The 14,906-nt window shown below is 63.6% G+C and carries 7 protein-coding genes; 6 read left to right on the top strand and 1 reads right to left on the bottom strand.

Translation table 11 applies throughout. The features are described from left to right. Positions 1-182 precede the first annotated feature (182 nt). Together recQ and RFM68_RS11570 are read left to right on the top strand one after the other, a co-directional pair. On the top strand, positions 183-2,015 hold the full coding sequence (recQ, locus tag RFM68_RS11575) for a DNA helicase RecQ (RefSeq protein WP_320233070.1): 1,833 nt from the start codon (positions 183-185) through the stop codon (positions 2,013-2,015). Between the two features lie 372 nt (positions 2,016-2,387). Then, the gene (locus RFM68_RS11570; protein WP_320233068.1) at positions 2,388-6,935 is read left to right on the top strand and encodes an autotransporter-associated beta strand repeat-containing protein; all 4,548 of its coding nucleotides are present in this window, start codon (positions 2,388-2,390) and stop codon (positions 6,933-6,935) included. A gap of 426 nt (positions 6,936-7,361) precedes the next feature. On the opposite strand, the gene RFM68_RS11565 is transcribed toward RFM68_RS11570, so the two are convergent. Next, positions 7,362-8,366, bottom strand: a complete 1,005-nt coding sequence (locus RFM68_RS11565; protein WP_320233066.1) for a DUF1186 domain-containing protein — start codon at positions 8,364-8,366, stop codon at positions 7,362-7,364. Positions 8,367-8,615: 249 nt separating this feature from the next. On the opposite strand from RFM68_RS11565, the gene RFM68_RS11560 reads away from it, so the two are divergent. The 4 genes from RFM68_RS11560 (at position 8,616) to RFM68_RS11545 (ending at position 14,648) form a co-directional block, all read left to right on the top strand. Next, positions 8,616-9,743, top strand: a complete 1,128-nt coding sequence (locus tag RFM68_RS11560; RefSeq protein WP_320233253.1) for a hypothetical protein — start codon at positions 8,616-8,618, stop codon at positions 9,741-9,743. Between the two features lie 357 nt (positions 9,744-10,100). Beyond that, positions 10,101-11,462, top strand: coding sequence for a tyrosine-type recombinase/integrase (locus tag RFM68_RS11555; protein WP_320233064.1), 1,362 nt, complete (start codon positions 10,101-10,103; stop codon positions 11,460-11,462). Between the two features lie 220 nt (positions 11,463-11,682). Beyond that, on the top strand, positions 11,683-11,895 hold the full coding sequence (locus RFM68_RS11550) for a helix-turn-helix transcriptional regulator (protein ID WP_320233062.1): 213 nt from the start codon (positions 11,683-11,685) through the stop codon (positions 11,893-11,895). Positions 11,896-12,005: 110 nt separating this feature from the next. After that, positions 12,006-14,648: a primase-helicase family protein gene (locus RFM68_RS11545; protein ID WP_320233060.1), complete on the top strand. Its 2,643-nt coding sequence runs from the start codon at positions 12,006-12,008 to the stop codon at positions 14,646-14,648. Positions 14,649-14,906: the final 258 nt, after the last annotated feature.

The raw sequence follows: 14,906 nt of genomic DNA, 5'->3' as shown, positions 1-14,906 counted from the left end.
ACTCTCCAATCGATATGCCAGGTGATCGTTTTTCGATGACGGCATTGGTGCGGGCGACAGGTTTCGCGCAAGGCGCCGTTGTGGCCGGATGGCGGCTGCGCTACTTCAAGGCATCACGCGGTGAATCACTTGGCTGGTCTCCACATCCTTTCGAAAACGAACCCCTGTCCGGTGTCCGCCTGATGCCGGCACAGGCAGCCGGCCTGCGGGCCGAGGATCATCAGCGGCGCGTGCTGAAAGATGTCTTCGGCTTCGACGATTTCCGCCCTGGGCAGGCCGCCGTCATCGAGGCGTTGCTCGCCGGGCGCCATGTGCTGGCGGTCATGCCGACGGGTGCCGGCAAGTCGCTTTGCTATCAGGTTCCGGCGCTGGTCCGGGGCGGGCTCACCATCGTGGTTTCGCCGCTGGTGGCGCTGATGCAGGATCAGGTCGCCGCCTTGCGGCTTGCCGGGGTGGCCGCCGACACGATCAACTCCTCGCTCGACCGCGAGGCCAATGTCGCGGCCTGGCGCCGCGTGGCGTCCGGGCAGACACGGTTGCTCTATCTGGCGCCGGAGCGACTGATGACGGAGCGGATGCTGGAGGCGCTGTCCCGGCTCGATGTCAGCCTGATCGCCATCGACGAGGCGCATTGCATCTCGCAGTGGGGCCCGGCCTTCCGGCGCGAATATGAGGACCTGTCGCGGCTGCGCGGGCTGTTTGCCGGCGTGCCGATCATCGCGCTGACGGCGACGGCCGACGAGGCCACGCGCGCCGACATCGAAGCGCGGCTGTTTGCCGGGCGCGCCGAAACCCTGGTGCTGGGCTTCGACCGGCCCAACATCAAGCTGGCGATAGAGCCCAAGCAGGACAGCAAGCGCCAGCTGCTGCGCTTCATCGAGCGCCACCAGGGCAAGAGCGGCATCATCTACTGCCTGTCGCGCCGCAAGACGGAGGAAATGGCGGCTTTCCTGGAGAAGAACGGCGTGCGGGCGCTCGCCTACCATGCCGGCATGAGCAAGGAGACGCGTGAGGCCAATCAGAATACCTTCATGAGCCTGTCCGGCGTCGTCATGGTGGCGACCATCGCTTTCGGCATGGGCATCGACAAGCCCGATGTCGCCTATGTCTTCCACACCGATCTGCCCGGCAGCCTGGAGGCCTATTACCAGGAGATCGGCCGTGCCGGGCGCGACGGACGGTCGGCGGAAGCGCATATGCTCTACGGCCTCGGCGACATCCGCACGCGCCGGATGTTCATCGACGACGAGGATACCTCACCCGAGCACAAGAAACGGGCGCATCGCCGGCTCGACACGCTGATCGGTTATTGCGAGACGGCGCAGTGCCGGCGCCAGGTGCTGCTCGGCTATTTCGGCGAGGAGGCCAGGCCTTGCGGCAATTGCGACAACTGCCTCGACCAGGCGCCGCGCGCCGATGGCGGCGCGGAGGCGCGCATCATCCTTGCGGCGGTCGTGCAGAGCGGCGAGCGCTTCGGTGCCGCCCATGTCATCGATATCCTGCTTGGCCATGAGACCGAGAAGGTTCTGGCGAGAGGCCATCAGAAGCTCGCCAGCTTCAAGACCGGCATCATGCACAGGAAGCCGGTCTGGCTGTCGCTGATAAGGCAACTGGTCGCCGGTGGCTTCCTGATGCCGGATCCCGACGGCCATGGCAGCCTCGCCATTTCGGAAAGCGGCCGCGCGCTTGGCCGCGGCGAGGTTGCGTTCCAGTATCGCGTCGAGACGCGGGACCCTCTGGCGCGCGGCAGGAAGCGTGCCGCGCAGGGCTCCGCCGCGGGCGGCGAGAGCGTGGACGCTTCCTTGCTGGCCGCGCTCAAGACGCTGCGGCTTCGGCTCGCCAAGGAACGCCAGGTCCCGGCCTATGTGGTGTTCTCCGACCGCACGCTGATCGACATGGCCGAGCGGCGGCCGCAAGACCTCGACGATTTCGCGGAGGTGAATGGCGTCGGTGCGGCGAAGCTCAAGGAGTTCGGGGAGATCTTTCTGAGCGCGATCGCCGCGCACGAATCATAAGCCTGACCGATGCTATTTTTCGCTGACGGTGCCGCTTTTTTGTGCACGACTTGCACCATCTGCTCGGTTACTTTCGTGATACTGTTGCAGGCAAGCAACAAGCCAAGATGAAAAGCCGGCGGCGCGAATGCCGCTCTTGCTCTCCATCGCCGTTGGCCACTCTACTGCAGGTGGCGCACGGATTCTCGTTCAAAGCCTTCATAATCACGATGAGACACGCCTTGGGTCGTTCCAGTCGGCGCATCTGGCCGATGTTGTTGAGCCGATAGGGCGCGCGACGGTCTTTTATGAGGGCAAGGCATGTCTGGCGTGACATTTCCGGGCGCGGCTCGTCGGCGGACCGATCGTCGAATTTCGCTTGGGGAAGCAATAATGCTGGGAGTGCTGGGCAGAAGTTGCCGCGCGTTTCAATCTGCGACGGCGCTCGGCGGTACCAGGCTGGCCGCGCCGGTCGGGCTGGCTCTTTCGTTGGCGCTGGTTGTGCCCGCATTTGCTGATGGCGGCAGGGGAGGCGGCACTGGAGGCGGCGGGACAAAGGGCGTGTCCGGTGGTGCGGATAGCGCGACCGGTGCCGGCGGCGATGGGAGCACCGGCATTGTCGACGGGACCGTCGGCTCCGGCGGCGGCGGCGGCGGCGCCGGGGTGACGGGCGGACGCGGCGGGGATGGATTCTTCGTTACTGGCCCGGCCGCCGCCGGCGGCGCGGGCGGCACCACCGCAGGTGCCAATGGCGGCGATGGCAGCAACGCCAGCAGCGGCGGATCGGGCGGTGGGGGCGGCGGCGGTGGTGCCCATGGCGCGGTCGTTTCGACCTCGGGGGCGCTTTCCAGCGTCGGCGGAGACGGCGGAAACGGTGGAAATGGACCGCCCGGCCCCGGTGGATCCGGCCTCATTGGCGGCGGCGGTGGCGGTGGCGCAGGCGGTTACGGAGCGGTGGTCACCGGGAGCGGCCTGTCGCTGACCAGCAGCGGGACCGTGGCAGGCGGCAACGGTGGCAATGGCGGTGACGGTGGCTCCGGCGGCGGCAGCCCTGGCGACGGCGGCAGCGGCGGGATCGGGCTCGATCTCACCGGCACATCCAATTCCCTGGTGAACACCGGCACGATCGCAGGCGGCGCGGGCGGGGCAAGTGGCGTCGTCCGCAGTGTGAATAGCTTTACTCAGAGCGGCGCGGCAGGCTTGGGCGGCGTCGGTATCCGCGGCGCCGGTCTGACCATCGTCAACAGCGGCACGATCTCGGGCGGGCTTTCTGGCGATGGAGTGACGCGCGCCAATGCGATCAGCTTCACCGGCGGGATCAACACCCTGGAACTGCAGGCGGGCACCAACATCCTCGGCAACGTGGTTGCGTTCAGTGCTGCCGACACCCTACGGCTCAGTGGGACTGCCAACGGCAGCTTTGACGTGTCGCAGATCGGCGCCAGCGCGCAGTATCAGGGTTTTGGCATATTTCAGAAGACCGGCAGCAGCACCTGGACGTTGACCGGGACCAGCACTGCCGCGCAGCCCTGGATCATTGATGCAGGCGCGCTGCGCATCGGAGCCAGCGGGGCGCTCGGAACGGGCGATGTGACGTTCACCGGCAACGCTACGCTCGGCGCGGATGCCACGGCGACGCTGACGAACAGCATCGTCATAAACGATGGCGTGACCGCAACGTTTGGCGCGGCGGCAGGACAGACGCTGACGTTAAATGCTTCACTTTTTAGCGTCGGCGTCGGATCGGGCTTCAAGATCGGCTCGGCGACGGACACCGGCACCGTGGTCTTCGCGCCGGCGACCGGCGGGATCTACATATTTGGAAGCCAGACCTATGAGGTGGTCGGCGGCACCTTGCGCGCCGGCAATTCCCTCTTGGGCGACTTCCTTCTCAACGGAGCTTCGACGACGCTCGACAGCGGCGCCACGCTCGACCTGAACGGCTTCGACACAGGCGTGAACACTCTCTTCGGCAGCGGCACGGTCACAACCGGGGGCGCAACGCTGAACCTGAGCGGGGGGGCCAATTTCGCCGGCACCATCACCGGAACCGGCGCGGTCCACGTGTTTCCCAGCGCACAGACGCAGATACTCTCGGGCGCCGATACCTACACCGGCGGCACCACGATCGATGCCGGGGCCGGACTGCAACTCGGCATCGGCGGGGCCGGCGGCTCGATTGTCGGCGACGTGCTCGACAACGGCCTGCTGGCGTTCAACCGGTCCGACAGCTATACGTTCGCCGGCGCCATTACCGGCGCCGGGACGGTTGCGCAAAACGGCACCGGCACCACGATCCTCACCGGTGCCAATACGTATTCGGGTGGGACGACGATTGCTGCCGGCGCGCTGGAACTCGGCAATGGCGGCGCCGGCGGGTCGATTGTTGGGGACGTCGCCGACAATGGGGCGCTGATCTTCAACCGGTCGGACAGCTATGTGTTCGCCGGCGCCATTGCCGGCGCCGGGACGGTTGCGCAAAACGGCACCGGCACGACGATCCTCACCGGGACCAACACCTACATCGGCGGCACGACGATCGCTGCCGGAACGCTGCAGATCGGCAATGGCGGGGCCGGCGGGTCGATCGTCGGCAATGTGCTCGACAACGGCGTGCTGGCGTTCAAACGGTCTGACGCCTACACCTTCGCCGGCGCGATCTCGGGAACCGGTGCGGTTGGGCAAAACGGCATCGGCACCACGATCTTTACCGGGACCAGCACCTACACCGGCGGCACGACGATCTCGGCCGGCACCCTGCAGCTCGGCGACGCCGGCAATACGGGCAAAATCGACGGCGCCGTGGTCAACAACGCCTCATTCTACATCTTCAATGCAGACACGTCAGGCATCACCTCGATCACCAATAACAGCACGACGGCCTTCTTAAACGCGACAAGCGCCGGCAGCGTCCACATCACCAACAGCGCCGGCGGTGCGACAATCTTCAGCGACGCCAGCACGGCCGGCAGCGCCACCATCACCACCAACAGCGGCGGCGGGACCTATATAACCAGCAGTGCCAGCGGCGGAGCCGCGCGCTTCATCCTGAACGGCAGCGGGTTGCTGGATATCTCAGGTCTCACGACCGGCGGCACCGCCGGCTCGATCGAAGGTAACGGCAATGTCTTTCTTGGCGCGAAAAATCTCTCGGTCGGCGGCAACAATCTCTCGACCATTTTTTCCGGCGCGATCCAGGACGGTGGCTCCTTTGGCGGCGCCGGCGGCTCGCTGACCAAGACCGGCACCGGCACGCTCATTCTTTCCGGCACCAACACCTATACCGGTGCGACCACGATCAACGGCGGCGTGCTGGAAGTCGATGGCGCGATCACCAGCTCCTCGAGCGTGACCGTGAACGACGGCGGCACCCTGACCGGCACCGGCCTTGTCGATCCTCCGAACACCGTGACCATCGCGTCCGGCGGCACACTGGCACCCGGCAACGGCACGCCGGGCACGTCGATGACGATATCGGGCGATCTCGCGTTCCAGTCCGGCTCGCAATATGTGGTGCAGCTCAATCCCGCGACCTCGTCGTTCGCCGACGTCACCGGCAAGGCGACGCTCGTCGGTGCGACGGTGAATGCCTCCTACGCCAATGGCAGTTATGTCGCCAAGCAATACACCATCCTGACCGCAACCAATGTCAGCGGGGCCTTTGACTCGCTCGTCAACACCAACCTGCCATCTGGGTTCAAGACGGATTTGAGCTACGACGGCACCCACGCCTATCTCGATCTGTCGCTCGTGTTCATTCCGCCACCCGGTACGGGGCTTTCCAACAACCAGCAAGCCGTCGGCAACGCCATCATCGACGCCTTCAACACCAATGGCAGCATTCCGCTGGTGTTTGGCGGCCTGACGGCGGCGGGGCTGACACAACTCTCCGGCGAGGTGGCGGGTGGCGCGATCAATGCCGGCATCGAGAGCGCCGACCAGTTCGTCGATGCGCTCGATGTCCAGGCAGGTCAGGGTGGGGCGGCGACGGCCGGTGGCGGCACGGCGACGGCTTACGCCGAAGACGAGGCGGCCGGTGGCAAAGACCAGTTCGCCTCGCTCGGCATGAAGGCCAGCCACGACGCCGACCTGGTGGGATCAGTCTTTGCCAGCCGCTGGCAGGCATGGGGCGCCGTCTATGGCGGTGCGGAGAAGATCGGCGGAGATGCCGGCGTCGGCTCGCACGATACGAATTCGGACACTTTTGGCGTCGCCGGAGGCATCGTCAGGAACTGGGGCGACAGCCGCCTCGGCATCGCCATCGGCGGCGGCTCATCCAGCTTCTCGCTGTCGGATGATCTCGGCTCCGGCCATGCCAACAGTTTCAATGTCGGCGTGTTCGGCCGGCAGGGTTTTGGCGATGCCTATATCGCCGGCGTGCTGGCCTACGGGTTCAACGACACCAACACCAGCCGGGTGGTGCCGGGCGATACGCCGAAGGCTTCCTTCAACGCGCAGACCTGGTCGGGACGCGTCGAGGGCGGCTACCGGTTCGACACACCGGTCGCGGCGCTGACGCCCTACGCCGCCTTCCAGGCCACGGCCTATCGCCTGCCGGGCTATTCCGAAACCAGCGCCGGTTCCGGCGATTTCGCGCTCGGCTACGGATCCCAGACGACCACCGCCACGCGCTTCGAGCTGGGCCTCAATCTCGACAGGGACATAGCGCTGCAGGACGGAGCGAAGCTGACGCTGTCGGGCCGCGCCGCCTGGGCGATCAACGGCAGCACCGGTCGCAAGGTGACAGCGACGTTCCAGAGCCTGCCCGGCGCGACATTCACCATCGACGGGGCCGAGCCGGACACCAACGCCGCCCTTCTCAAGGCCAGCGCGACGTACACATCCGGCTCCGGCCTGTTTGCTTCGCTGGGCTTCCAGGGCGAATTCTCGGGCAATGTCCAGAGCTATGCCGGCAAGGCGAAGGTCGGTATCAGCTGGTAGCACGCAATGTCCGGCGGACCGGCCAACTGCCGAGCGCGTAGTCCTCGGGTTGGTTCACCATGGGCGACCTGAGCCAGGCCTCACGGCCAGGCGTGTTGTATTGAATTTACCGAAGCCAGGCGGCAGTGCCAGCAGCAGCCCCGCCGACCGCGCTCTGTCCAGGTCGCCACGCCGTAGCCGCAGCCATGCCTGCACGGCTGCTCGCGGGACGAAAGCGCGTCGCGATGAAACGGATTCAGGCGACGCGCTTTAAGTTTTTGTTTTGATGCATGTCGTTGTCCCAAAACCGCTGCGCACTTTTGGGCGACATGCATGAGTAGGGCGCCAAGCTCAAGGAATTCGGCCAGGTTTTCTGAGCGCGATCGCCGCGCACGCCACCGAATGACACGGCAATATCAGATCGAACTGTCTTGGAAATTCGGCGCCTCAGTCGACGAGGCAGCATTTCTTGAATTTCTTGCCGCTGCCACAAGGGCACGGATCGTTGCGTCCGACATCGCGCCACGGGTTCGTGACCGGCGTTGCGTTCGACCAGACCGAGTCTGGCAATGAGGGCTGCCAGCCATCGTCCTCGCCGAGCTCGAAATCATCGTCGCCAAGTTCCAAATCGTCCTCGTCAAGCTCGAAGCCGTCGTCGTCGCCAAGGCCGCGGGTCCAATCCAGCGCCACAATGACATCCTCGATGTAACTCAGACTGGCGCGGTCGAACCGGCCAATGTCGCCGGGTTGCTGCTCGGCTTCCCGCAGGTCGCTTTCGAAATCGCTGCGTTCAAGCACATCTTCCGGAATCCGGCCCTCGTCCCAGGCGCTGTAGACAAGCGGAACGAGGTCTCGCAGGGCAAGCATCGCGATGGCCTGCAGCCAGCCGACCCACGCATAATCCCAGTCGTCGGCAAGCCTCTCCTTGTAGAACCGCTCCACGAAATCCCGTGTCCGGTCGCGCTCGATGCGCCCTTCCCAGGTCAAGAAGGTCACCGCGCCAAATACACCGTCGCGGATGAATTCATCGACGGAGCGGTCGGCAATGATGCCGAACAGCGCGTCGGCGTCGCCGTCGAAGACGCCTACGATGATGCGCGACAGGGTTTCGGTTATGGCATCGCCAAGCAGCCGGTCGGCTTCCTTTCCCGGGCGGCGCAACAGACGCAGCAAGGGTTGGCATGCCTGGCTGTCCCGGGCGCCGCCGAGAATATACAGGCCCCTGAAGAGCAGCATCTCTTCATCGTCCGACAAAGGCTGTGCGTCGGCCGCGCGTTCAAGGACCGCGCGCAGCGGAGGTGCGGATTCCTCGATCCTCATCGTGCAGAGCCCGATTGCGGCGTCGGGCACCTCACGCTCGGTCGCCACGGCATGCAGGTAGTCTTCGATCGGACCAAGGTCGAAATCGTCCCTGCCGCCGCCAAAAAGCCTCTCGACTTCTTCCTTCCTCATGTCATCCTCGCGCGCTTCTTGCCTGCCAAAGCTACCTGGGACGGTCCGCCTTTCAAGCAGTTTTTGCGTTTAAGCCATGCTTTTGAAGGGGGCGAACGGTTGGCGTTCACGGCGACCCGTGGGCCCTGCAGGTCTCTCGCTCGCGTGAGAATAATCTGGTGCGCGACCGCGGCGTCGTAGATCAAAAGTCTTGCTGAAGCCCTGCGAATCCTTGAAGCAGACGGTCTCCTGCATCCGGTGCGAGCGGCAATGAGCGAATATCAATACTACGAATTCCAGGCGATCGACCGGCCCCTTGGCGACGCGGATCGCCGGGCCCTGCGCGAGCTGTCGTCACGGGCGCGGATCACGGCCACCAGCTTCACCAATTCCTACGAGTGGGGCGATTTCAAAGGCGATCCGGACGAACTCATGGAGCGCTGGTTCGATCTCCATCTCTATCTGGCGAATTGGGGCTCGCGCCGCCTGATGATGAAGCTGCCGACCCGGTTGGTCGACGGGGAGCGCCTCGGCGCATTCCTCGGGAATAACGACTATTCCACGCTCAGGACTGCCGGTGAGAACGTCATCTTGAGCATCTGGCGCGACGAGCTGGAGCCCGGTGATTGGGATGACGGCGAGAGTTGGCTAGCGATGCTGTCGCCGCTTCGGGCCGATGTGCTCGAGGGCGACCTCAGGCTGTTTTATCTGATTTGGCTCCTGGACGTTGAAGCCGAAGCGATCGAGCCGGACGAACCGGAGCCGATGCCCGGAATAGGACCGTTGACCGACGCGCTCGAAGCGTTCGCCGACTTCTTCTGCATCAACCAGGATCTCCTCCGGGCTGCTGCGGAGCGAAGCGCGGCAACGGACGAGGCGCTTCCCGAGATGCCTGAGCGGGTCATCGGGGCGATGAGTGATGCTGAGAAAAGCAGCATGCTTGTGCGGGTTTTCAATAGCGAGCCGCATGTGTCCGCCGAGTTGCGGGCCTTGGTTCGGGCGCGCTCCGAACCCCAGGCGGCAACCTCGCCCGGAGCTCCGCGCACAGCTGCCGATCTGCTGACCCGCGCCCGCGAGATCCGCCTTGCCCGGGATCGCGCCGAGGCCGAACTGGCGGAAGCGCGGCGGCGACTGGAGGCGGAGGCGGCCGAGAAGGCACGTGAAGTACGGCTTGAGGACATCCGCCGGCGGGGCGAAAGCGTTTGGACAGACGTCGAGGATGAAATCGGGCGGCGCAATCCCGCCGGATATGACAAGGCGGCGGCCCTGCTTTCAGATCTCCTGGCGCTCGCCGAAAAACAGGGCCGTGGCGAGGAATTCCGCCTCCGGCTTCAATCGATCCGGGATCGCCATGCCGGCAAAGGCCGTTTCATCGAACGCCTGGCGACGCTGGGATAGGTCTTCCACGGAGCCGCCCGCCTTCGCCAAGGCTTCGGAGGGCATTTTGCTTGGCGCTGAGAAGAATTCGCCAGACTTGTCCTGCGCAGCGCGAAGCGCGAAGCAGGATGGCGGAGAGGGAGGCGTTAACACTCGTTGCGTTCGCCAGAGTTCCCTGTGGTGTCTGACAGGCCCAAATCTACCAAATTTATCTTTTGAATTCAGGTAGTTGGGTGAGTTAGAATTTCACGTGCCCGTTCATGCCGGTTCGCCATTGGACCCAGTAGGTCTTTGCGATCCCACCGAAGGTGGTGGGAAAACTGGTGGGAAGGGCAAGGGAGGTGATGGCGACATCAACTCGCAACGAGAGAGCGCACCATGAACACCACTCGATCAAGGAACCGCCGCCCGCTGACCGCAAGGGAAGTCGAAACATTGGGAAGCGGCGAGCATAGCGACAATCGCAACGGCCTCTATCTGACGGTCGGCCAGCCCACCAAGGGCAATCCGATAGGCGCCCGCAGTTGGACCGTTCGGTTCACGTCGCCGACAACGAAAAAGCGGCGCGTAATGGGCGTTGGCAGCGCGGACAAGGAGAAGGCAGGCAGTCTGAGCCTACTGGAGGCGCGCGAAAGGGCCGAAGACATCATGCGCCAGGTCCGCGCAGGCATTGATCCCATCGAGGCTGAGAAGGCCGCTGCTGTGGCACAACAAGTCCAGCAGGAGGAACAAGCCAAGGCCTCGATGACGTTCGGCGACTACGCGGACAAGGTCTTGGCCGATATCAAACGCCAGTTCAAGAACACGAAGCATCAGAAGCAATGGGAAATGACCCTGCGCGACTATGCCAAGCCCCTAAGCGGTATCCCGCTTGCGGATATCACCCAGGATGACATCTTGACGGTTTTCAAGCAGGTGCCGAAGTCCGAAGCGAAGCGCGGCGGCAGTCGCGTCTTGTGGGCGGCGGTGCCAGAAACCGCGCGTCGGCTGCGTGGGAGGCTGGAAGACATCCTCGCTCATGCAAAGGCTGACGGTTATCGGACGGGCGAGAACCCGGCTGCACTATCCAAAGACCTCTCCGTGCGGTTGGATCGCCTCAACGACAGCGTCAAACCCAGCAAAGGCCATTTCGCCCGTCTCGACCACGACAAGCTGCCTGCGTTCATGACCGCGCTGCGCGCCCGAGAGGGAACCGCCGCGCGTGCGCTGGAACTACTGATCCTGACCGCCGCGAGGTCCGGCGAGGTTCGGGGCGCGGTCTGGGCGGAATTCGATCTTGATGCTGCGATCCCGACTTGGACAATGCCCGCCGAGCGCACCAAGTCCGCTCGCGAGCATATCGTACCGTTGTCCACGCAAGCGGTCGAACTCTTGCGGCGCACGCAACCCGACCCCGATCAAAGGCACGGCCTTGTCTTTCCGGGCAAGCCAGCAGCCAAGGGCGAGAGCAGGCCGCTTTCCGACATGACGCTGACAGCCGTTCTGCGCCGGATGAAGCGTGCAGATATTACAGCGCATGGTTTCCGCTCGACGTTCCGCGATTGGGCCGGCGACGAGACCGAGTTCACTCACGAGACGATCGAGGCTTCATTGGCGCACGTCATTCGCGACAAAACGGTTGCCGCCTACCGTCGCAACACTGCCATCAAGAAGCGCGCAGCGCTCATGTCAGCATGGGCAGAATTCTGCTTGCCGCCTTCGAAGCCGGCAAATGTTGTTCCAATCGCCTTGGCCGCCTAAGCGATTTCCTCATATTCAGAACGTTCGACTTCTCCCTTGCTAGGGGAGAGGTCGGGCTTTTATTTGCATGGCCTTGCCGGCTGCTTGTGCTGCGGTTCGCAGCGCAAATCTGCCTGTTTTGTCAACTAAATCAAAAGCTTACCAAAATTTTGCTTGCCTCTGTCCGCCGGGCAGGTTCATGTGGTGTTCGCTACAGCCCCATCGAACCAAGGAGAACGCTATGCCCCACCCGCCCGCGAACCAGAACGACCGTGACCAGCTTATCTCTTGCCAAGAGGTTGCTACCGACACTGGCTTGGGAAAGACGACGATATATCGCCTGATGAAAGAAGATAGGTTTCCAAAACCCGCGAGGATCGGCAAAGCGGTGCGCTGGTCACGCGCCCATGTTCAGGCGTGGATCGCGCTGCAGGTCTCAAACATCGCCGCCTAGAACGAGAACGGCCCGCCAAACGATGGCAGGCCGCTGAAACATTCATTCTCTTCGACGCAGGCAACCCCACACGAGCGCCAGCGAAGAAAATTTGGATAGGAATTAATACCTTGACCGCTTTGGCAAATCAAGCTCGCGCTTTGGTCGCGGGCGCCATCATTTCCAAGCCCGCCAATGAAAACAACCCGTCGGCGCCTTCCGCCGTGCTCAGCATTGAACGGTTTTTCGAAACCATCTTTGGGCCGCGCGTGGACCGGAGTTCAATCCATGTCGTGACCTTCGGCCCGGAGCCGGGGCTTGGACAAGCCAAGTGGTTCGGCCGGCGCTGGAATGGCATTCCGTTCGATCCCGGCTTCAACAACTATTTCACGATTGCCCCGCTCAAGCCCGGCATGGGGCGGACCCTCGGCGCGGTAATGCGCCACGTCCTCATCGTCGCGGACGACGTGGGGACCAAGGTCGATCCGATCAAGCTGATGCAGGCGATGGGTTGCCCGCCCACCTTCAAGATTGAGACTTCCCCCGGCAATCAGACGTGGGGCTGGGTCTTGAACAAGCCCGTCGATCCCACCGACACGGACGGCGTGCAGTTGCTCGCCGCGAGCCGTGACTACATGAAGCACCACAACCTGACCGATCCCGGCACCGCCGATCCGGTCCGGCTCATTCGCCTGTACGTGGGGACCAACACCAAGGAAGCCTATCAGAACCCGTTCGACGGCTCGTTCCCGTCCTGCGGCCTGATCGAGTGGAACCCCACCAACACGATTGACCTTGAGGCCCTTGGCGAGCGCCTGCTCGGGCCGGACTTCTGGACGATCGCTAGGTCTGGCAACTTCCTGTCCATGGCGAACGTCCGTGACGGGTCCGGCACCGCGGATTTTTCAGACCCGCTCATCAAGCTTTGGGCGGAAGTCGGCGGCGATCCTCGGCGCGGCTCCGGCCCCGGTAAGGTGGACGCCAACTGCCCGAACATGGCGGCACACTCGCAGCGGCCGGAGAGCGGGTTCGCCTTCCTCGGCGGCGGGATCGTGAAGTGCCAGCACGGCGAATGCGGCCACCTGACCGTCAAGGACATGCACGGCCTGATGTACGCAGAGTACGAGCGCCAGGTCGAGGACCGGCGCAAGTCCGGCGCGCTGGTCGATGACGGGTCCGGGCATCTGGCGGACGTGTTCACCGGGGAGCCTGTGCCAGTCACCGGCGCGAATTTCATCGCCCGGCAGGTGTTCCTCGCGAGCGAGCAGGTCCAAGCGGAAGCGCTGGGCGTGCCGGTCGAGGAAGTGCAGGAGCGGATCGCCCGTGAGGCGCAGGAGCTTTCGGACCGAGACCAAAAACACGACGCGGCCAAGGCTGCGGCGATCACGGCCTTAGGCCTGCGGTTCATCTATGTCGCATCCCGCGACGAGTTCTACGACCTACTGGCCCGCGTGTTCTTGTCCGACAAGCAACTTGATCGCCATGAGGCAGTGGTTTCCTTGTTTCCCGCCGGAGGGACCGGCTACCGTCGCGCGTCTAACTACCTTCTGAACCACGGTATCGTGCGGCGCGTGTATGGCATCGCCTATGTGCCAGGGAACTCATCGGCGGTGGTGGACGACGAGGACGAGCATGGCAGGCGCGTTCCGTGCGTCAACATCTGGGTTGGCTCTGATGTCGGGCAAAGTCACGGCATCCCGCGCGCATGGTTGCGCCTCATGCGCTTCGTGTATCCCAATCGCGAGTTTCGCCGGTTCCTGATCCGCTGGATGGCGTTCAATGTGCAGCATCCAGAAAAGCGCACGTCCCAAATCCCGCTTACCATTGGGGGCCAAGGCACCGGCAAGGACATGTCGCTGGGACCGTTTATCCAGATCATGGGACGGCACAACGTCGAGACCGTCACGCCAGAACGGCTGGCATCGCCCTTCAACGACTGGATGCGGTCAAAGATCGTCGTTCTTTCCGAACTCAAATTGACTGGGGATGCACGGGCCTACAACCGCCTGAAGGACGCATCGTCGGTCGACGAGCGTCTGATCCCCATCAACGAAAAGAACAAACGCCCCTATATGATCCGGCCACGGATCAACTTTATCGCGATGTCAAATCATGCCGACGCCATCGTCGGTGTCGAAGGCGACGACCGGCGCTGGGCCATGTATCATTCGGACGCCGCCCGGCATCCGGACCCGAACGCTGGCCCAAAGGTTGCTGGGTCCATCGCCTTCTATAGCGAGACGGCCAAACACCTGACAGACCGTGCCGAGATTGAACGGGTCCACGGGCTTCTGGCCCGCCTTGATATTCGCGACTACAACCCAAGCGCCCCGGCTCCAGATTTCGCGGGAACCAAAGCCTCGATGATCGCCGAAACACTCGCCGAGCCAGCGCGCTGGACCTACGACGAATGCCGTGAAGGGCAATTCAAGGATCGCGAACTCCTTACGATCGAGGAAGTTTTGGCAGCGGGTAGCGGCAGCGATAGCAACCGGGTCCGGCAGCAGATCACGACGAGGGCGGTCCGCGACGGCATGAACGCCGCAGGATGCACCAGCATTGGCCAGGTGCGTATCGGCGGCCGCGAACGGGCACGTCTCTGGATCGGCGCGAATGTACCGCCAACCCGTCGCGCCGCGCTTGTCGGCCTAACACCGAAAGAACAGGGAGACCTGCACCGGCAGGAGGTCGTCTCGGCTCGGGCGAGGCAAATGCCGGTTTGGCCCGAGACGCCGGCTCCGGCAGCCGAGACGAAGCCGTGCGATGTCGACTGAATATGTTCCCGCGTCTCATCCGGCACTGTGACGCGCTCATCTGACATCCTCGTCAGGTGAGGCATCTCAAGTAGATGAAACGAAAGGGGTTTTTAAGAATATGTCTCAAATGTCTCACTTGACTAGCTCGGTATCCGGGAAGGTAGATATCTGGCCCAGAAAAGAATGCGGAAGCAGCCGGGAATGTTCTCTGCACGGCGGCGCTGATCACTCGCTCAGCGTTTCCAGGAATTCGTTGTTCAGGTGAGACAAACGCCT

The organism is Mesorhizobium montanum, assembly GCF_033977145.1.
In the GTDB taxonomy this organism is placed as follows: domain Bacteria; phylum Pseudomonadota; class Alphaproteobacteria; order Rhizobiales; family Rhizobiaceae; genus Mesorhizobium; species Mesorhizobium montanum.
The sequence above is the reverse complement of the archived record's forward strand: the minus strand, read 5'-3'. Positions and strand labels throughout refer to the sequence as shown.